16 protein-coding genes and 1 pseudogene are annotated in these 18,007 nt (G+C 71.4%); 11 read left to right on the top strand and 6 right to left on the bottom strand.

All coding sequences use genetic code 11. The features are described 5' to 3' along the window. The first annotated feature begins 275 nt into the window (after positions 1-275). The gene (locus ABIA33_RS34620) at positions 276-755 is read left to right on the top strand and encodes a hypothetical protein (protein ID WP_370087496.1); all 480 of its coding nucleotides are present in this window, start codon (positions 276-278) and stop codon (positions 753-755) included. Between the two features lie 725 nt (positions 756-1,480). Here ABIA33_RS34620 and ABIA33_RS34615 read toward each other — a convergent pair. Further along, positions 1,481-2,023, bottom strand: a complete 543-nt coding sequence (locus ABIA33_RS34615; protein ID WP_370087494.1) for an RICIN domain-containing protein — start codon at positions 2,021-2,023, stop codon at positions 1,481-1,483. Between the two features lie 271 nt (positions 2,024-2,294). On the opposite strand from ABIA33_RS34615, the gene ABIA33_RS34610 reads away from it, so the two are divergent. Together ABIA33_RS34610 and ABIA33_RS34605 are read left to right on the top strand one after the other, a co-directional pair. Next, positions 2,295-3,503: a sensor histidine kinase gene (locus ABIA33_RS34610; RefSeq protein ID WP_370087492.1), complete on the top strand. Its 1,209-nt coding sequence runs from the start codon at positions 2,295-2,297 to the stop codon at positions 3,501-3,503. A 23-nt stretch (positions 3,504-3,526) separates the two neighbouring features. Then, positions 3,527-4,219, top strand: a complete 693-nt coding sequence (locus ABIA33_RS34605; protein WP_370087490.1) for a response regulator — start codon at positions 3,527-3,529, stop codon at positions 4,217-4,219. A 160-nt stretch (positions 4,220-4,379) separates the two neighbouring features. Here the strand turns inward: ABIA33_RS34605 and ABIA33_RS34600 are convergent, their stop codons facing one another. Together ABIA33_RS34600 and ABIA33_RS34595 are read right to left on the bottom strand one after the other, a co-directional pair. Continuing rightward, on the bottom strand, positions 4,380-4,715 hold the full coding sequence (locus ABIA33_RS34600; RefSeq protein ID WP_370087488.1) for a DUF2690 domain-containing protein: 336 nt from the start codon (positions 4,713-4,715) through the stop codon (positions 4,380-4,382). Positions 4,716-4,731: 16 nt separating this feature from the next. Then, entirely contained in the window at positions 4,732-4,884 is a 153-nt protein-coding gene (locus tag ABIA33_RS34595) for a hypothetical protein (protein WP_370087486.1), read from the bottom strand. A gap of 563 nt (positions 4,885-5,447) precedes the next feature. On the opposite strand from ABIA33_RS34595, the gene ABIA33_RS34590 reads away from it, so the two are divergent. Together ABIA33_RS34590 and ABIA33_RS34585 are read left to right on the top strand one after the other, a co-directional pair. Further along, positions 5,448-5,702 (top strand): hypothetical protein, encoded by a 255-nt coding sequence (locus ABIA33_RS34590; protein WP_370087484.1) that lies wholly within the window; start codon positions 5,448-5,450, stop codon positions 5,700-5,702. Beyond that, a complete protein-coding gene (locus ABIA33_RS34585; protein WP_370087481.1) occupies positions 5,702-5,950 on the top strand; it encodes a hypothetical protein in 249 nt (82 codons plus the stop codon). The genes ABIA33_RS34590 and ABIA33_RS34585 overlap by 1 nt, the downstream gene beginning before the upstream one ends. 116 nt (positions 5,951-6,066) lie before the next feature. Here the strand turns inward: ABIA33_RS34585 and ABIA33_RS34580 are convergent, their stop codons facing one another. Continuing rightward, on the bottom strand, positions 6,067-6,747 hold the full coding sequence (locus ABIA33_RS34580; protein WP_370087479.1) for an ABC transporter ATP-binding protein: 681 nt from the start codon (positions 6,745-6,747) through the stop codon (positions 6,067-6,069). Positions 6,748-6,917: 170 nt separating this feature from the next. On the opposite strand from ABIA33_RS34580, the gene ABIA33_RS34575 reads away from it, so the two are divergent. The 4 genes from ABIA33_RS34575 to ABIA33_RS34560 all read left to right on the top strand — a co-directional run bounded on the left by ABIA33_RS34575 (position 6,918) and on the right by ABIA33_RS34560 (position 14,714). Then, positions 6,918-10,211 (top strand): FtsX-like permease family protein, encoded by a 3,294-nt coding sequence (locus tag ABIA33_RS34575; protein WP_370087477.1) that lies wholly within the window; start codon positions 6,918-6,920, stop codon positions 10,209-10,211. After that, the gene (locus tag ABIA33_RS34570; protein WP_370087475.1) at positions 10,208-12,901 is read left to right on the top strand and encodes a hypothetical protein; all 2,694 of its coding nucleotides are present in this window, start codon (positions 10,208-10,210) and stop codon (positions 12,899-12,901) included. The genes ABIA33_RS34575 and ABIA33_RS34570 overlap by 4 nt, the downstream gene beginning before the upstream one ends. Then, a complete protein-coding gene (locus tag ABIA33_RS34565; RefSeq protein WP_370087473.1) occupies positions 12,898-13,845 on the top strand; it encodes an ABC transporter ATP-binding protein in 948 nt (315 codons plus the stop codon). The genes ABIA33_RS34570 and ABIA33_RS34565 overlap by 4 nt, the downstream gene beginning before the upstream one ends. A gap of 269 nt (positions 13,846-14,114) precedes the next feature. Beyond that, on the top strand, positions 14,115-14,714 hold the full coding sequence (locus ABIA33_RS34560; protein ID WP_370087471.1) for an IS6 family transposase: 600 nt from the start codon (positions 14,115-14,117) through the stop codon (positions 14,712-14,714). A gap of 81 nt (positions 14,715-14,795) precedes the next feature. Here ABIA33_RS34560 and ABIA33_RS34555 read toward each other — a convergent pair. Beyond that, positions 14,796-15,008: pseudogene (locus ABIA33_RS34555) on the bottom strand (IS6 family transposase); the annotation flags it as partial. 106 nt (positions 15,009-15,114) lie between these two features. Continuing rightward, the gene (locus tag ABIA33_RS34550; protein ID WP_370087469.1) at positions 15,115-15,933 is read right to left on the bottom strand and encodes an SDR family NAD(P)-dependent oxidoreductase; all 819 of its coding nucleotides are present in this window, start codon (positions 15,931-15,933) and stop codon (positions 15,115-15,117) included. A gap of 93 nt (positions 15,934-16,026) precedes the next feature. Between ABIA33_RS34550 and ABIA33_RS34545 the strand changes: the two genes are divergently transcribed. Next, the gene (locus tag ABIA33_RS34545) at positions 16,027-16,611 is read left to right on the top strand and encodes a TetR/AcrR family transcriptional regulator (RefSeq protein WP_370087467.1); all 585 of its coding nucleotides are present in this window, start codon (positions 16,027-16,029) and stop codon (positions 16,609-16,611) included. A 656-nt stretch (positions 16,612-17,267) separates the two neighbouring features. Beyond that, complete coding sequence (locus tag ABIA33_RS34540) at positions 17,268-17,846, top strand: hypothetical protein (RefSeq protein ID WP_370087465.1); 579 nt, start codon at positions 17,268-17,270, stop codon at positions 17,844-17,846. Positions 17,847-18,007: the final 161 nt, after the last annotated feature.

The following is an 18,007-nucleotide window of genomic DNA, read 5'->3' as shown; positions in this document are numbered from 1 at the left end:
CACCCCCGCGACTGACGCCCACCCCATACACCGTTCTCCTCCTGGGGAACCTCGCAGGTCAGTGGAGCTGCGAGACGATACAAGGCGCGCTCGACTGGTGGCTGCCCGGTCAGTCCTGGAGTTCGCAGAACGCATCCCACTGGAGGCGGTCCAGGATCTGGGAGAGCGCGAACGCGGCCTGGACCTGCTGGCGGTGGGTCCCGGCATCGCAGGTGGTGCAGCCGTCGCAGCTGCGGTCCTCGGCCGTGGGGCAGGTGGTCGGGCAGCGGTAGCGGTTGCCCGATGGAGAACAGCTCGGGCAGGACGCTTCCGGCCCGGGTGACGGCCTCGGCGTAGCAGCCGGCCCTGTCGGTATAGGCGGTGACGAGCCAGGCCTCGATGGCGAGGTACTCCAGCTGGTACTGGTAGTCGTCGGCCTGCGAGAGGGCATCCAGCGGCCCGCCGCCCAGGTCTCACAGCCGCTGGTGGAGGCCGACGCCAGGGGTGCGGTCCGCGACGTCGACCTGGACGCCGTCATCGCCGCCTACGCCGCCGCGCCCCGCGAGCTGCTGACGGCCGACCAGGTCGCCGAACTGATCGGCGCGGCCTGCGCCGGCAGCGCCCGGCACACCCTGTCCCGCTGGGGCGTGACGACTGCCGAGAACGACGCCGCCGCTTCCGGCCGCGTCCACGCCCGCTGCGACGCCGACCAGGTCCGCACCGCCCAGCGCGCCCGGCCCGGACGCGGCCACCGCACCAAGCCCGCCGACAGCTGAGCAGACCCGGCCCGCAGGTATCGCCACCGTCGACCGCAGCGCGAGCAGCAACCGCACCAACCGCAGCAGCGTGCGGCAGACAGCAGCGGTTGCACCCGCAGCGGCAGCAGCCGCCCGGAGCTATCGACAGGCCGTGCGCCGCACGGGTAGCAGGGCAGCCGGTTACTGCGCAGCGCCGGGATTACAGAGTCGGCATCGCCCATCTCCCCACTACAGGTACCTGCCGAGGGCTTACCCTGACCCGCGAAGGGAGGAACACTCGCCCGGAGTGCACCAGCCGCCCGAGCGCCGGAGGAATGCCGCACGCGCCGGTAGTGCTGCTGCCTTCGGTGATCCAGAGGTCGACCTCGGCCTGGGTGACAGTCTCCAAGGTCGGGTTGCGGCTGCCCATCCAGGTCAGGAAGTTCCGTGCGCCAGTGACCTGGGTGTGGGAGCGAAAGTGGTGCTGGAGTTGGTCACGCGGGTGGTGCGGGCACGCTCGCGGATGCGCCGCAGTACCAACCAGGTTGCCTAGGGCTGCAGGATCAGGCGTTGGTGGTCAGGTGCAGCGTCCAGCAGGCGGCGCATCAAAGCTTCGACGCGGGCGACACGCTATCGCGCACGGGCAGCATGCCTGCCCGCACTATGCCGCCGAGCCGTACGAGCAGCAATGCCCTGGTGTGCGGTGGGGAAGGCCGGCAGTACCGCGGACGTCGTCTACGAGCAACGCTTGATACGAGCCTCGCTCATCCCCAGAACTGGCCGTAGTCGGTGTTCTGGTTGGCGTCAGTACTGATTGTGACTACGTTGCCGTCGCCCCCGTTTCCTGCGGTGACCCGTACTGAACCATTAGCCGTCGGCGTGATCACATGCGTAGACACGCCGATGTGCACCGGGGTGATATCGAAGCGCTGATTCGCTCTACCATTGCAGTCCCAGATCACCAGGCCGACGCCGTCGCTGTAGTTGCTGCCCGGCACGTCCATGCACAGGTTGGTCTTGTGCCCCGGATGCAGATACCAGCCGCCCTCCGTGGCCCGCTCCATGCACCAGTGTTGCTCCGTGCCGCCGGTCCAGGGCCAGACGATCACTCGGGTCCCCCTCCCGCCGTAGTTGGGGTCGGCGAGGTAGTTGCCCCCGTTCAGCGTCTGCCAGGTGTCGTACTGTGCGCATCGATTGACAGCGGAGGGGCGGATCGTGGACGCGTGGGCGGCGGTACCGGGCAGGGCGAGGAGCATTCCGGCGGCCAATGCCGCGGTGCCGAGGCCGGCGGCGAGTTGCTTGCGCATGCTGTCTCCTGACGTGAGGGATGGTGGTCTGCGGGGTGACAGTCGCTGGGTTCTTGCCCGAGCTGTGCTTGTCAGGGGCTGACCAAGAGACACGCTACGGAGGCCGGGTGTGGTGGGGCATCCCGCAGGGGGTTGAGGTTGCTACTGCGACCAGCGCGGTAGTCGGCGGGCGGCTGGAACCCTGGTGGGTGCCTGGGTAAACTTCTGCGGTAGGCGTGGCTCCGCCGCTGGGTTGACGACCGCTCACCTGACGGGGCCGTAGCCTTCGCCGATGTACTCCCTGGTCGTGGACGTGGTGATCGCGCTGGCGTTCACCGGTGTGAGCATGCTTCTCGGGCAGAACCCGCCGCCCGAGGGCTGGCACCATCTGCACCTGGACGCGCTCGGCTACGTCTTGATCTGCCTGGTCAACATTCCGGTCGCGGCCCGCAGGCGTGCACCCGTGGCCGTCTGCGTCTTCATCTGCCTGATGTGGATCTGGTTCATCGCCGCAGGCTACTGGCCCGTCGTGAACTGCCTCGCACCGCTTCTGGCGCTGTACACCGTGGCCGCCACCCGACCCCTGCGCGTCGCACTGGCCTGCGCGACGCTGTCCGGCGCGGTCTGGGTGTACGCGGGGCTGATGGGCCTGCAGAGTTCGATGCCGACGGTGGTCGGGCAGAGCGTGCTGTTCTGCGCGGTGATGTGCCGGTTCGGCTTTGCCGCGCGCGTCTCGGCCGAACGCGGTGAACAGCTCACCGCACTGACCGAGCAGCTGCGCCGCGAGCAGGAGCAGCGGGCACGGCAGGCGGTCACTGAGGAGCGGGTGCGTATCGCCCGGGAGTTGCACGACGTGGTAGCCCATCACATGTCGGTGATCTCGGTGCAGGCCGGCCTGGCCGGCTACGTGTTCAGCACCGACCCGCCCACGGCGCGCGGTGCGTTGGGCACGATCGCTGCTACCAGTCGGGAGGCTCTGGAGGAGATGCGGCGGATGCTGGCCCTGCTGCGGGTCGGCCCCGAGGGCACCGAAGGCTCCGGCGGTGGCGTGGACGACGAGGAGCAGTCCTATGCCCCCGCGCCGAACCTGGAGCGGCTCGGTGAGCTGGTCGAGCGGGTTAGCGGCGCAGGGGTGCCGGTCCGGTTGCAGGTGGACGGCGCCGCGCGGCGTCTACCTGCCGGGGTGGGCCTGTGCGCCTACCGGGTCGTTCAGGAGGCTTTGACCAATGTGCTCAAACACGCCCGCCCGTGCCAGGCGACCGTGACAGTGCACTACCGCGGTGACCAGCTCAGAATCAGCGTCGCCGACGACGGACGGCGACCAGTTCCAGCCGTCCTGCCCGGATCCAGTGGCCATGGGTTGATCGGTATGCGGGAGCGGGCCAGGATTCTGGGCGGGGCGGTCACCGCCGGCCCCCGGGCCCACGGAGGGTTCCAGGTCCAACTCACCCTGCCCCTCCCCACAACGAGCGAGGATTCCCGAGCGAGCCGGACCGAGTAGCCGTCAGGAAGGACAGCCGGGGGATGCCCAGCGTGCTCGTCGTAGACGACCAGATCCTGATCCGCGCCGGCCTGGTCGCGCTGCTGCGCGCGGCCCCGGGCCTCCAGGTCATCGGCGAAGCCTCCGACGGCGAGGAAGCCGTCCGCATGGCTGCGACCGCCAGGCCCGAGGTGATCCTGATGGACATCCGAATGCCCGGCACCGACGGGATCACCGCCACTCAGCGCATCCTGGCCGCCGCCGCCGACCCGCCTCCCCGCATCCTGATCCTCACCACCTTCGACCTCGATCAGTACGTCTACACCGCCCTGCGCGCCGGCGCATGCGGCTTCCTCCTCAAAGACACCCCACCCCAACGACTGCTCGCCGCCATCGACACGGTCGCGTCCGGCGACATGCTCTTCGCCCCCACCATCACCCGCCGCCTGATCGAGGCCTACACCCCGCGCCCCGAACCAGCCACCGCTCCCCCGCCCGAGATGGACATCCTGACCACCCGCGAATGCGAGGTCCTGCGCCTGGTCGCCACCGGCCTGTCCAACGCCGAGATCGCCGAACACCTCGTCCTCAGCACCGCCACTATCAAAACCCACCTCAACCGAACCATGAACAAACTCGCCCTCTCCAGCCGCGCCCAAGCCGTCGTCCTCGCCTACGAAACCGGCCTGATCACCCCAAGACGACACCAGGCAGCTCCTCTCCCCGAGCCAGGCTGAACCCCCCCGCCAGCGCCAGGCTCCCCTTGCCCCTGTCCGCGGCGCTCCCGCCCTGACCTGCCGGGTCGTCGGCAGTCCGACTCACCGGCGGGCGTGGGCGCAGGCGGTCGCGGGCGATCCGGCCGAGGTGGAGCGGATCCTGCGCGAGGTCGGCGACCTGTCACTTGGTCCGGACACGTTGGGTGTCGGCACGTTCGAGGTCTCGGTAGTGGAGGTCGGCGCTGGGATGTTCAGTAGGCGTTGGTGCACTCGCCCTGGCCGCTACCGTCACCGACGGTAGTCGCAGGCCCACGAGGTGATGCCGGCGTCGTTCATCATGCGTGTGTACGTCGTCCCCCCCGCCCGAGGGGACCCACGCAGCATAGTAGTTGCCCTTGGAGTTCTTGATCGTGATCTCGTCGCCGGAGTGCCCGTTGGTCACCCGCGCCCAAGCCGCTCGGCAGGTGGGGCTGTAGCGCAGCTGGATGCCGGTGAGACCGACTACCCCGGTCCTCACGGTGCGGGCGTCGTTCTCACAGATCGTCGTGGCGGGGTTCAGGCCGGTGCAGCTGCCGGCGTAGCAGCTGGTCGCCGGAGAGGCTGGGGGACGCCAGGGCGACGGCGCCGGGTACGGCCAGGGTCACGGTGGTAGCGACGGATGCGAGTCGCCGGATCAGGGGTCGCATGAATATTCCTCTCTGAAGGGGTGATTGGAGGTGCGGCCACAGCATTTCGCAGACGGGTATGTGAGGTTGCCGGACGGGCTCGGGGCAACCCCAATGGCCGTGACCTGAGAGTCAACGGCCACGAGCCGGAGCAACCAAAGTGCCGCTGAGCTGTGGAACGCGCCTACGTGCGAGGCTCGTCGGTACCACTCATGGCCATGCACCTGGAGCCGACAGCACCGCCGGCCTGGACGCTCATTCGACGCTGACTCATTCAACGTTGATCAGTGACGGCGCAGATGTCCCCAGGTAGTCGGGCCGACGACGCCGTCAACATACGCGGGGCCGATGTAAACGCCCTGGAACCACCTCGCCACCCACGCTGCACGGCAACGGGACCGTCAACTGGTGGTAGCTCTCCCTTGCCCCTGCTTCGGCGACGCCAGTTCGTCCGCCAAGGCGGCCGCTCCGCATACGGACTGCACCGCACAACCGGCATCAGATACTGCTCACGCGAATGTGCCCGCGCAATCTGGTGGCCAACGACCCTTCCGCTCTTGCTAGCGGGTTGCTAGCTTTGGGCTATGGCAACGACGCAATTGAACGTGCGGATAGAGGAAGAGCTGGCCTCGTACCTGCGGGAGACCGCCGGCGAGGCGGGCCTGACGCTCGCGGACTATGTGGGACGACTCGCCGCCGCCGACAGGGCGGCGCGCACCGGAAGCCCGGAGGCCCGCGAGGCCCGAGCGCTGGCCTTCGCCGCCGCCGAGTACCAGCGCTGGAACAACGCCGGGCGTTCCGAGGCCGGGGCGATGAACATGGGCGAGGTCTTCGGCTGATGCCCGTCCCCGCACGGTTCGCACCCAACGTCGGAACGACCATCCGAACCACACTGGAACCCGATCAGCGCGAGATCCTGCACCAGGCAGTCCTACGGGCCTGCGCCGACCCGTACTCGTGGCCGCAGGCCGACAAGTACGAACTGGACGACTCGGTCCGGGTCATCAGCACCCCGGCCGCGATCGTCTACTACGTGATCATCCCCGAACCCGACCGGCACCTGTGGGTCTTCTCGATCACACTGTAAGAAGGTCGTGCCCGCTCCCGGCGCCGTGGCACGTCCACCCCAACACCGCTGCGACGCTCCCAGGCGCCGAGCGGCACCGCGTGAACCCCCGACCCCTCATGCGGTCGGCGCGCTCGTCAGTCGACGAGCCGCCCGTCGCGCAACTCCACCACGCGGTCCGCGAGTTCCATCAGGTTGGGGTCGTGCGTGGCCACCACGACGGTGACGCCCTCGCTGCGGACGACCGCTCGCAGCAGCTCCATCACCTGTCGGCCGGTCTCCGAATCCAGTTGTCCGGTCGGCTCGTCCGCGATGACCAGGCTCGGTTCGTTGGCCAACGCCCGTGCGATGGCGACGCGTTGCTGCTGGCCGCCGGAGAGCTCCCCGGGTCGCTGGTCGGCGTGGTCCGCCAGTCCGACCAGGGAGAGCAGCAGCCGGGCGCGCTCCTCGCGCTGCTTCGCCGGCAGTCGCCGCAGGCGCATCGGCACCCCGACGTTCTCCGCCGCGGACAGCACCGGGATCAGGCCGAAGGACTGGAACACGAAGCCGATCCGGTCCCGGCGCAGGGCGAGCCGGCCGTCCTCGTCCAGGGTCGCGAGGTCGGTACCGTCCAGCTCGACCCGGCCCGAGGTCGGGGTGTCCAGCCCGCCGACCAGGTTCAGCAGGGTCGTCTTGCCCGACCCGGAACGGCCCTTGAGCGCGGTGAGTTCGCCGCTGCGGGCCGAGAACGAGACACCACGCAGCGCATGCACGGTCCGCGTCCCGCTGCCGAAGCTGCGGCGCAGATCCTCCACCACGACTGCCGCTTGCCCTGCCACTCGACCACCTCCACAAGTGCCACCCCTGTCAGTGCTCACATTTGCACACCGGTTGCCCGGTTCGCGCAAGCCCCCTCTTCCGTAGACGGACCCACCTCTGCCAAGATCAGCCGCTGTGCCGCGGGAGGGCACCACCGAGGCGTGACTGCGCATACACCGGGGGGAGCGGGATGTTCGGCTTCGTGTTGCGCCGGGCGCGCGGCCGCCTGCAACTCACGGTCGCGCTGGTGCTGACGGTGCTGATCACCACGAACGTGCTGACCTGCCTGCAGGCCTTCGGCCAGTCCGTCGGCGACGCGGGAGTGAGCCGCGCTCTCCAGGGGTCGGGCAACGACCGCACCACCGTCCTGCTCTCCGGCGACCAGGGCGCCGACCGACGCGCCGGCGAGAACGTGGCCGTCGCGGCCTTCGCGCGGACGCTGTTCGGACGCTTCCCGGTCTCTGTCGACGCACTCTCGCGCAGCCGCCCGTACGGGCTTCCCGGGGTGTCCGGCACCGGCGGCACCGATCCGGATCTCACCAAGCTCGCCGCGCTGGGCCGCGACCATGTCCAGTTGCTCTCCGGCCACTGGCCGGCGCCCGCGAGCGGGCCTCGATCGGCGATCGAAGTGGCGGTCCCGCGGGCCGAGTTGACCCGGCTGCGGCTGGCCGCGAACGCGGTGCCGGCCCAGGTCCGCCTCGCTGACCGGTACGGCGGAGGGCCGCTCACCGTCACCGTCACCGGTGTCTACCGCGCCGACGATCCGTCCGCGCCGTACTGGCAACTCGACCCGTTCGGCGGTCGCGAGGTGCAGCTCGCCGGTTTCCTGAGCTATGGCCCGATGCTGGTGGACGATACCGTCTTCACCTCCGGAGCCCTGCCCCAGGACGGGCGCAGCTGGCTGCTCAGCCCTGACCTGTCGACGGCCCGGCTCGCCGATGCCGACGCGCTGCGCAGCCGCCTCGACCCGGCGACCGCCGACCTGCAGCGCAGCTCCGGCCTCTCGGCGCAGACGGAGCTCGGGGCGGAGCTGGACGATGTGCGCGCCGGTGCGCAGGCGTCCTGGTCCGACGAGCTGATCGGTTCGCTCCAACTCGCCCTCCTGGCCGTAGTGGCGCTGCTGCTGGTGGTCCAGCTGATCAACACCCGGCAGGCCCCCGAGGATGCCTTCCTGACCGCCCGCGGTGCGACCCGGCGGCGCCTGGGGCTGCTCACGGCCGGCCAGGCGCTGCTGCTCGCCCTGCCCGCGGCCGTGCTCGCGCCACTGCTGACCCCGCTGCTGCTGCGGCTGCTGGGCAGGAGCTACGGGCCGCTCGCGCACCTGCCGGTGGACACCTCGCTGTCCTGGCGGTCGTGGCTGGTGGCCGCCCTGTGCGCACTCGCCTGTGTCGCGCTCACCGCGGCGCCGACGCTGCTGCGCGGCGCGGCCGCGGGCCTGCGGCAGCGGGCCGGACAGCGGCAGGCGCTGGTGAGCGGGGCAGCGCGGTCCGGCGCCGACCTGGCGCTGATCGCCCTGGCCGTCCTCGCCTACCAGGAGCTCCAGCACTACGGCGCGGATGCGGGCGCGGGCCTGGGGGTCGACCCGGTCGCGGTCGCGGCCCCCACCCTGGCCCTGTGCGCCGGCACCGTCCTGGTGCTGCGCCTCCTCCCCTACGCGGCGCGCCTCGGCGGGCTGCTCGCGGCCCGGGGCCGCGGCCTGTCGGCGGCACTGGTCGGCTGGCAGCTGGCCCGACGCCCCGGGCGCACCACCGGACCGACGCTGCTGCTGGTGCTCGCCGTCGCCACCGGCGTGCTGGCGCTCGGTGAGCACACCTCCTGGTCGGCCTCGCAGTCCGACCAGGCCTCCTTCGCCACCGCCGACGGCCTGCGGATCTCGGATTCCGCCCTGCCGCCGCTGGGCCAGGGCGGCCGGTACGGCGCGCTCCCGGGCGGGGACCCGATCATCCCGGTGGCGCGTACCCAGGTGGCGCTGCCGAACGGGGGCGACACTCAGCTGCTCGCCGTCGACGCCGCCGCGGTGGCGGCGCAGCTGTCGATCCGACCCGACCTGCTCGACGGGCGCAGCGTGCACCAGCTGTTCGCACCGCTCGCCCAGCCCGGTCCGCGCGGGGCGGCGGCCGGCATCCCGCTGCCAGGTCGCCCGGCGCGGCTCGACCTCGACCTGAGCGCCCGGCTGCAGGTGTTCACCGGCGCGGGGCAGTCGGCCGGCACCACGGCGACCGAGAGCCGGCAGTCGAGCCCCCAGCTCCTGGTGCAGCTGCGCGACCGCTTCGGCGCCGTCCACATCGTGCAGCTGACCGGCCCACCGCTGGACGGGAACGCGACGCTGTCGGTGGACCTGACCACGTCGGCCGGCGCCCCGTTCGGCAGCATCGCCTGGCCGCTCACCCTGGCCGGTGTCGAAGTCCAGCTGGCGTTGCAGCCCGGGGTCACGTTCTCCGGTGAGCTGACGGTGCGCCGGGTCGCGACCGCGCAGACCCAGGACGGCCCCGCCACGGCCGTCACCGCGCCCGCCGGACTGGCCTGGTCGGCCTACAACGCCGTGGACCCCAACCTGCCCACCACGCCGGATCCGGCACTCACCGTGCAGCCCGGTCCGGGCGTGCTGGCGGTCGACTACAGCACCGCCGGCAGCTCCGTCGACGCGACGCTCACCCCGGTCGGCGCCGACCCCGCTCGGACGGCCGGTCAGGACGCGAAGCAGGCACCGGCGCTGCCCGCCCTCGCGACGCGCGGCTACCTGGACGCTGTCGGAGCCACGGTGGGCGACGTCGTGCCGTTCCCCTTCGGCACGACCACAGTCCCGCTGCGCATCACCGCCGAGCTGAACGCGATGCCGACGGCCGGGAACGCCGCCCTGATCGTCGATCTCGGCGCGCTCAGCAGGCGGTTGGCCGTCACCGGTACGCTCCCCCCGGAGCCCACGGAGTGGTGGCTGCCCGCTTCCTCGCCGCAGGACCAGGGGCCCGCCCAGGCCGCCGCGGCCCTGCGGGCCGGACCGGGGACGCAGAGCCTGCAACTGCGGGAGGAGGTCGCCGCGCAGCTGACGGACGACCCGCTCAGCGCCGGGCCGCAGGTCACCCTGCTCGCGCTGGCGGTGCTCGCGGCGGTCCTGGCCGCGATCGGCTTCGCCGCCGCGACGGCCGCGGCTGCGTCGGAGCGCACCCGCGAGCACGCGGTGCTGCTCGCCCTCGGTTGCCCGCCACGGCGGCTGGCCCGGACCGCGGCCGCCGAAGCCGCTGTGCTCATCGTGCTCGGCACCGCGGTCGGCCTCGGCGTCGGCGCCCTGATCGTCCGTCTGGTGGTGCCGCTGGTGGTGCTGACCCCCACGGCCCAGCAGCCCGTACCGCCCGTCCTGGTCGCCCTGCCGTTGGACCGGACGCTCGCACTGATCGCCGCGATCACCGTGGTGCCGGTGCTCACCGCCTTCCTGAGCGGGCGTCGGAGCGCGGCCGCCCGCCCGCGTCCCCTGGAGGAGCTGTGACCGCGCCCGTCCGGTCCCCGTGGGTGCGCACCCGCCTACGCAGCGCGCCGCTGGCGTCCCTGCTCGCCGTCGTCCTGGCGTTCGGCGCCGTCTTCCTGGCGGCGGCCCTGCCCAGGGCACTCGACCGGTCGGCCGACCAGGGACTGCAGGCGTACCTGCGGCGCGCCGATCCGTCCGCGACCCAGCTGCAGGTCTATGCCAGACCCCAGGTGATGGACAGCGCGGGGCGCGCCCAGGACCTGGACCACGCCTTGAGCGTGCTGCGGCAGCAGCTCGGCCCGGACCTGCCACTCGATGCGCGTGACGCCGCCTACGGCGAACAGGGCCGGGTGCCGCGTGAGCTCCCCGATCCGGGCCTGGCGCGGCCGGACGGGCTCGACCCTCAGCTCCACCTGCTCTACCTGGCCCACGTCACCGACCACGTGCGGCTGGTGAGCGGCCGCTGGCCGGACGCCCCTCCCGGGAGCGGGGTCGTGCAGATCGCCCTGGCTCGGGACGCCGCCCGCACCCTCGGTGTCCGACTCGGCCAGGTGCTCCACTCGGTTCCCCTCGCCGACACCGCGATGAGCGTCCAGGTGGTGGGCCTGTACACGGCTGACGACCCCACGGACCGCTTCTGGGCGGGCCTGTCCTGCGCCACCGGGGCCTGTCGGGAACAGGCCCCGGGCGGTGCTCCGCCGCCGACGTTCTGGAGCGCCACGGCGCTGGTCGGCCAGGACTCGGTGGCCGCCATCGGCCCGTGGAGCGGGCTGCAGGCGCAGGACTTCTGGCGCCTGCCCGTGGACAGCGCCAGGTTGCGCGACAACCGGCTCGCGGACAGCCGCAGCGCCGTCGCGTCCTGGCTGAACGGCCCGAGCGCGCAGGCCGCGACGGACGCCACCGGCCGCCCGGAGCTGTCCGTCAGCTCCGGGCTCCTGGACCTGTTCGACCAGGTCGCCGCCCGGCAGGCCGCGATTCAGCCGCTCACCGCCGTCGGCCCGGCCGGATTGGCCGGGGTCGTGGTCGTGGTGCTGTGCCTGGCGGCCGGGCTGACCGCCGAGAGACGGGCCACGGAGCTCCACCTGCTGCTGGCCCGCGGCGGCTCCCGGAAGGATCTGCTGCTGCGTCTGCTCGGCGAGGGTGCCTGCACCGTACTGCCTGCGGGCGCGCTCGCCACCGCGCTAGCCCTGGTGCTGCTGCCGACGACGAACTGGCTCACGGCGGTGCTGGCTGCTCTCGGCGCGGCACTTCTCGCCCTGTTGGCCGTGCCGGTGCGCACCCTGGCGAGGGACGCACTCGGCCTGCGGACCGGGCCTCGTCGCCGGGGGCGCCGCCTGGTCGCCGAACTCGTCCTGCTCGCCGCCGCGGTGGCGGCCGTGCTGGAGGTGCGTCGCCGCGGCGTCAGCGGGCTGGATCCGCTGCTGATCGCGGCTCCACTGCTGCTCGCCACCGTCGGGGCCGTCGTGCTGGCGCGATGCCAGCCGCTGGTGGTCGGCGCGCTGGCCCGAGCCGCGGCCAGGGGCAGCGGAGCCGTCGGCTTCCTGGGCCTGACGCGGGCCGCGAGCGGTGCCGGCGACCGGCGCCGCGCCTCGATGCTGCCGTTGCTCGCGCTGACGCTGGCCGTGACCACCGCCGGCTTCGGCGCCGCGACGCTGCGGACGGTGGCCGACTCCCGGGGAACGGCGGCCCGGCTCGCCGTCGGCGGCGACGCCTCGGTGACCGCCCCGTCCGGTACCACGCTGGCGCCGTCCGTCATCCGGGCCCTCGCCGCACTGCCGGGCCTGAGCCTGGGCACGCCCTTCTGGGAGCAGGACGACGTCACCGTCCAGACCGAAGGCGCTACCCCGGTGCACGCCACGGTCGTGGCGGTGGATCCGGCGGACTACGCACGACTGGCCCGGTCGATCGGCCGCGGATCCTTCGACCCGGCACTGCTGACCACCCGTCCGACAGGAGCGGCGGCCCAGGTGCCCGCGCTCGTCAGCGCGGACCTCGCCAGCAGCGCCGGACCGCACCGGCCGTTCCGGCTGCTCCTCGACGACAACTCCGAACTGCAGGTCACCGGCGTCGGCGTGGTCGCCGGGACTCCGGCTGTCATCGCCCCGGCCGCGTCCGTCGTCGTGGTGCCGGCCGGCGCGCGGCTGCCGGGGACCGGTCACCCCAACCGCTGGTTGGGCCTGGGCTCCGTCAGCGAGACCCGCCTGCGCGCGAGCGTTCCCTCCGACTATCTGGTCGACGCCGGCAGCGCCCACCTCGCCGCGCTCGCCGACGACCCCCTGCAGGCCACAGCCACCGGCCTGTTCTGGGACTGCACCGTCGCGACCTGGTGCTTCGCCGTGCTGGCCGTGCTGCTGGCACTGCTGCGGGCCGGCCCCGAGCGCGCTGCGCTGCTGGCCAGGCTGCGCACGATGGGCCTGCGGCCCCGCCAGGGTCTTCGGCTGATCCTGGCCGAGGCCATGCCCCAGACGCTGGCCGCGGCCCTGGGCGGCGGGCTCACAGCAGCCGCGGCCGTGCTGCTGCTCGGGCCCACCGTCGACCTGTCACCACTGGTGGGCGCCTCGGTGCCGACGGGCGTGTCGCTCACCGCCCCGCCGATCCTCGGCCAGACCCTGATCGTCGCCGGTCTGGTGGCCCTGGCCGTTCTGGTGGAGGCGGCCGTTCAGGGCAGGCGGCAGATCACCATCGAGTTGAGAGCAGGAGACGGCCGTTGAGCAGTTCCCCGACCTTCGACGACCTCCGCGACCGGGCCCTGGCAGCCGCAGCGCCCCGTGGCTACGGGACCGGCGCGGCGATCGCCTGTGACCGGCTGGTCCGGATCTTCCGCGCGGACCGGATCGAGGTGCAGGCCCTGCAGGGGCTCGACCTGGTGGTCGACCAGGGTGACCTGGTGGCGCTGGTCGGTGCCTCCGGCAGCGGGAAGTCCACCCTGCTGAACATCCTCGCCGGGCTCGACCTGCCTTCGGCCGGCGGCGCCACCGTCGCCGGCCGCGACCTGCTCACCATGACCGCGAAGGAGCGCCTGCGCTACCGCCGCGAGGTGGTCGGCTTCGTCTGGCAGCAGACCGCCCGCAACCTGCTGCCCTTCCTCACCGCCGCCCAGAACATCGCCCTGCCGCTCCAACTCGCCCACGGGCGCCGCGCGAAGCGGTACCTCCCCCGGGTGCGCGAGCTCCTCGACGCCCTCGACATCGGCGAGTTCGCCGACCGCCGCCCCGCCGAACTCTCCGGCGGCCAGCAGCAGCGCGTCGCCATCGCCGTGGCGATGGCCAACCGGCCCGCGGTGCTGCTCGCGGACGAGCCCACCGGCGAGCTCGACTCCGAGACCGCCGGCGGCATCTTCGAGGCCTTCCGCACTGTCAACCGGGAGCTCGGCGCGACGGTCGTCATCGTCACCCACGACCCGATGGTGGCCGGTGAGGTCCGCCGCACTGTCGCCGTCCGCGACGGCCGTACCAGCACCGAGGTGCTGCGCCGGACCGTGGTCGACGAGCACGGCGAGGAGTCCGTCAGCGAACGCGAGTACGTCATGCTCGACCGCACCGGGCGGATCCAGCTGCCCGCCAAGTTCCTTCAGGCGCTGGGCATGGAGCACCGCGTCGCCGTCGACCTCGCGCCGGACCACATCGCCGTCCGCCCGGACGACCACAAGGACTGAGGGGCCGTGCCTGCCGACCGTTGCGGACCGGCGCCGGGCCCGCTTACCGGACCTGGTTCACCATCGCCTGCACGGTGTCGACGCAGCCAGACGCTGAGGCCGAGCCCCACCCCAGACCCGTGGAGTCGCCGGCTCCGGCACCGCGATCACGCTCTTCGTGATCGCCTGATAGTGCGCAGGCAGCGCGCTGGCGGGCGCTGTCAGGTTGAGCTGTGCCTGTCCCGGCTGGCACGATCATCCGATCAGTCGCTGCTGGGAGGGGCCTGCTCGTGGAGCCGCCGTCGTACAGGGGCTACCGGTATCCGGCCGAGGTTATCGGTCACTGCGTGTGGCTGTACCACCGGTTCGCCCTGTCGCTGCGCGATGTCGAGGAGCTGATGCTGGAGCGCGGCGTCGAGGTCACCTACGAGACGATCCGTCAGTGGTCGATCACGTTCGGCTCCGACTACGCCCGCCGACTGCGCCGCCGACGCCCGAACCCGGGCGAGGACAAATGGCACCTGGACGAGGCCTTCATCAAGATCCAGGGCGAGCACAAGTACCTGTGGCGGGCCGTCGACCAGAACGGCATGGTGCTGGACACCCTGGTCCAGCACAAGCGGGACAAGGCTGCGGCCAGCCGCTTCTTCAACCACAAAGGCTTGAACAACCGGGCCGAGAACTCCCACCAACCCACCCGGGAACGGGAACGGGCGATGAAGGGCTTCCGCTCCGTCGGCACAGCCCAACGGTTCCTGGGAGCGTTGAGCTACATCTCCCCGCACTTCCGACAACGCCGCCACCTGCTCACAGCCAGTGACTACCGACAGGAGATGAAGACCCGCTTCGCCGAGTGGAACACCGTCACCGGCGTGTCCGCCACCGGTTGAGCCAAGACCGGCCCTACAGCCAGCCATGCCCCGATCCGGATCACCCCGCCCGGAACTCCATCAACCTGACAGCACCCCCCCCCGACGGCGTCGAAGGGCCGCGGCGTAGTCGGGGCCGAACGTCATCGACCGCTGACGGATCGTCTCGTACGTGACCTCGAACCCGCGTTCCAGCATCAACTCCTGGACGTCGCGCAGGCTCAGGGTGAACCGGTGGTACAGCCACACGCAGTGACTGATGACCTCCGGCGGATAGCGGTAACCCCGATACGACGGTGCCTGCACGAAGTCCATGGCCTGCTCTTCCACCAGTGACGACCTGCCCGGTGATCATGACAGTCGCAGACGGCTCGGCTTGACCTGACAACGCCGTTCGAGTGAATCCAGAGGCGGTCGAAGGTCAGCCCTGTGCGGTCCGGGAGACGTGCTCCCAGTCAGCCCAGGTCTGAAGGCGCTGGGCGTAGACGGGCTCGATGATCTCGATGGGTTCCGTACCGAAGAGCACCCGCAGCGGCGGGTTCTCGGCGTCGACGATCTGCAGCAGTGCGGTGCCCGCGTCGGCGGGGTCGGCGTACCGGGCTTCTCCGAAGCGAGCCGCGAGGGCCTCGCGGACCTGGTCGTAGGCGGGGTTCGGCTCGGCCTGCGCGGCGGAGGAGCCGGCCCAGTCGGTGGTGAAGCCGCCCGGCTCGACGACGGTGACCTTGATCCCCTGGCCGGCGACTTCCCCGGCGAGGGACTCGCTGAAGCCCTCGAGCGCCCACTTGGATGCGTGGTAAGCGCCCAGCGACGGGAACGCGACGACGCCGCCGACGGACGACACCTGCACGATGTGGCCGCTGCCCTGCGCGCGCAGGATCGGCAGCACGGCCTGGGAGACCCAGAATGCGCCGAAGAAATTCGTCTCCATCTGGTCGCGCAGCTGCTGCTCGGTGATCTCCTCGATCATGCCGAACAGTCCGTAGCCGGCGTTGTTGACCACGACGTCCAGGCGGCCGAACTTCTCGTGCGCGGCGGTCACCGCGACGGCGACGGCGGCCTTGTCGGTGACGTCCAGGGCCAGCGGCAGGACCGCCTCGTCGCCGTACTTGGTGACCAGACCGTCCAGTGCGGCCACGTTCCTTGCGGTCGCGGCGACCTTGTCCCCGCGCTCCAGCGCGGACTCGGCGAACGCGCGGCCGAGGCCACGGGACGTACCGGTGATGAACCAGACCTTGCTCATGATTTCTCCCTCGGGGTCGACTCCACCGTAACCCAAAAACTTAGACGCGTCCAAAAATGCACTCGTCCAGGAATCGAGCCGTACGATGGACCCATGGGAGGAACGATGAATCTGCGGGAGCGCAAGAAGCTGGCGACCTGGCGCGCTATCCGGTCCGCCGCGCTGCGGCTCTTCAACGAGGAGGGCTACGAGGTCACGACCATCGAGCAGATAGCTGCCGCCGCGAACGTCTCGCGCGCCACCTTCTTCAACTACTTCGCCAGCAAGGAGGCCGTCGTCTTCGACCAGGACCCCGAGGAGCGGCGCAACTGGCAGGCCCTGATGAACGACCGCCCCGCGGACGAGCCGCTCTGGGACTCCCTGACCGCGATCCTGACGGGATTCTGCGAGAGCCTGCGCGAGCGCATGCCGCTGCAGCGCATCCTGAAGGCGCAGTCGCCTGCCCTCGCCCAGTCCGGCCAGAGCTTCGGGGAGCAGTTCTTCACCGACCTGCGGAACTGGGCGGCTGAACGCACCACCAGGTCCGACGAGTTGACCGCGGCCCTGCGAATGAACCTCGCCGTGGCCGCCACCCTCACCGCCTATCAGACCTGGCCCGCGGACGACTCCTTCGACGGATTTCTGCGACGCCTTGAACGGTGCCTCCGCGAGGCGGGCCCCACCGCGTCCACCGACTGACCCGCTGATGAGGAGCCTACTGCTCTGATCAACTGAGCCAGAGCGGGCGACGAGAGCCGGATCGATGTGCACTGCAACACCGTGGACATCGGTCCCGACCACGAGCTCGACGCTGGGATGGTCGCCGTCGCGCGGCGGCAGGTCGAGCGGGGCGCGTCCAAGTACCGGTGTAAATGATCACGGGCGTAGGGTGCCGTGCTGAACCGCCAAGTTCACACGTCACTGCTCTCCGAGGAGCCCCACGCCCGAGACCGCACGAGTATCGCCCACGCATGCCCTGCGCGCCGAAATCGACGCCCTGTTCACCGGGGACCGCGACCTGGTCGAGGCCCTGGAGGACGTCGCCCGCCTCGGCGCCCGCATGATCATCCAGACCGCGGTGGAGGCCGAGGTCGAGGCCTTCCTGGGCCGGGCCCGCTACCAACGCACCGCCACCGCCGGGCACGGCGACCAAGCAGGAGTGCCTCGGCTGCGGCCTCGGCGCGTACGTCGAGGGCATGATGTCCCTCCGATCAGCGGATCGGGTCCGCCTGCGATCCACCGCTGCCGATCCCGAGGGGCACGGAGCCAGTCCCCTCGGAGAACTGGAACTCACCGCGATCAGGTCTTCGTACCATGAGGACATCCCTCCGTTTCGTACTCCCAGGAGCCAGGCGATGGACGAGGAGGCCGCGTCGGCCGACAGCCCCGCCAACGGGCCGGGCCAAACGCTGGTCCTGACGGCGGACGCAGTCCGCCGAAGGCGTCGCGCGCTGCGCCTTCTCGCCCTGTGCGTAGTGGTCCTGGTGCCGTGGACGGTCTATCTGGCGCTGTTCCTGCCCGACCAGTTCCAAGCCCGGCACTGGTCGGCGGCCTGGGTCGGCTTCGACGTGATGCTGCTCGTGTCCCTTACCGGGGCCGGGCTGGCGGTGTTCCTGCGGAGGCAGATCCTCATCCTTCTGGCCGTGATCGCGGGCACCTTGCTGGTGTGCGACGCGTGGTTCGACATCGCCCTCGACTGGGGGACATCCCAGGTGTGGGGCAGCGTCGCCTCGGCCGTCCTGGTGGAACTGCCGCTCGCGGCGCTGCTCTTCCTGCGGGCCAGGCGCCTGCAGACTCTCACGGTCCGGCTCGCCTGGCAGCGCCTGGGGCTGCCCGGTGAGCCGCCGCCGCTGCATCGCCAGCCGCTGCTCAGCGCGTTCGCCCCGCCCTCGCCGGACGCCTCGCCCCCGCGCCCTGAAAGCCCCACGCCCTGAACAGGGCCGTGGCGGCGATCACGACCTCGAGCAGATCCCCGACGCCCACCGCGACGGCAACCCCCAGTTCTTCCTCCGCGCCGACAGCGCGGGCGGCGCGAGAGTCAGAGTCGACGCTGATGTGCGTCAACGTAGGGCTGCCCAAGGATGTGCCCTGGCAG

The sequence above is a fragment of the Streptacidiphilus sp. MAP12-16 genome, from assembly GCF_041262165.1.
In the GTDB taxonomy this organism is placed as follows: Bacteria; Actinomycetota; Actinomycetes; order Streptomycetales; family Streptomycetaceae; genus Streptacidiphilus.
The sequence above is the reverse complement of the archived record's forward strand: the minus strand, read 5'-3'. Positions and strand labels throughout refer to the sequence as shown.

Excerpts from the sequence above, each read along its gene's own strand:
- ABIA33_RS34610 (WP_370087492.1), top strand. The coding sequence starts at position 2,295 with ATGTACTCCCTGGTCGTGGACGTGGTGATCGCGCTGGCGTTCACCGGT.
- ABIA33_RS34590 (WP_370087484.1), top strand. The coding sequence starts at position 5,448 with ATGGCAACGACGCAATTGAACGTGCGGATAGAGGAAGAGCTGGCCTCG.
- ABIA33_RS34540 (WP_370087465.1), top strand. The coding sequence starts at position 17,268 with ATGGACGAGGAGGCCGCGTCGGCCGACAGCCCCGCCAACGGGCCGGGC.
- ABIA33_RS34585 (WP_370087481.1), top strand. The coding sequence starts at position 5,702 with ATGCCCGTCCCCGCACGGTTCGCACCCAACGTCGGAACGACCATCCGA.
- ABIA33_RS34615 (WP_370087494.1), bottom strand. The coding sequence starts at position 2,023 with ATGCGCAAGCAACTCGCCGCCGGCCTCGGCACCGCGGCATTGGCCGCC.
- ABIA33_RS34545 (WP_370087467.1), top strand. The coding sequence starts at position 16,027 with ATGGGAGGAACGATGAATCTGCGGGAGCGCAAGAAGCTGGCGACCTGG.
- ABIA33_RS34605 (WP_370087490.1), top strand. The coding sequence starts at position 3,527 with ATGCCCAGCGTGCTCGTCGTAGACGACCAGATCCTGATCCGCGCCGGC.
- ABIA33_RS34550 (WP_370087469.1), bottom strand. The coding sequence starts at position 15,933 with ATGAGCAAGGTCTGGTTCATCACCGGTACGTCCCGTGGCCTCGGCCGC.
- ABIA33_RS34575 (WP_370087477.1), top strand. The coding sequence starts at position 6,918 with ATGTTCGGCTTCGTGTTGCGCCGGGCGCGCGGCCGCCTGCAACTCACG.
- ABIA33_RS34595 (WP_370087486.1), bottom strand. The coding sequence starts at position 4,884 with ATGCGACCCCTGATCCGGCGACTCGCATCCGTCGCTACCACCGTGACC.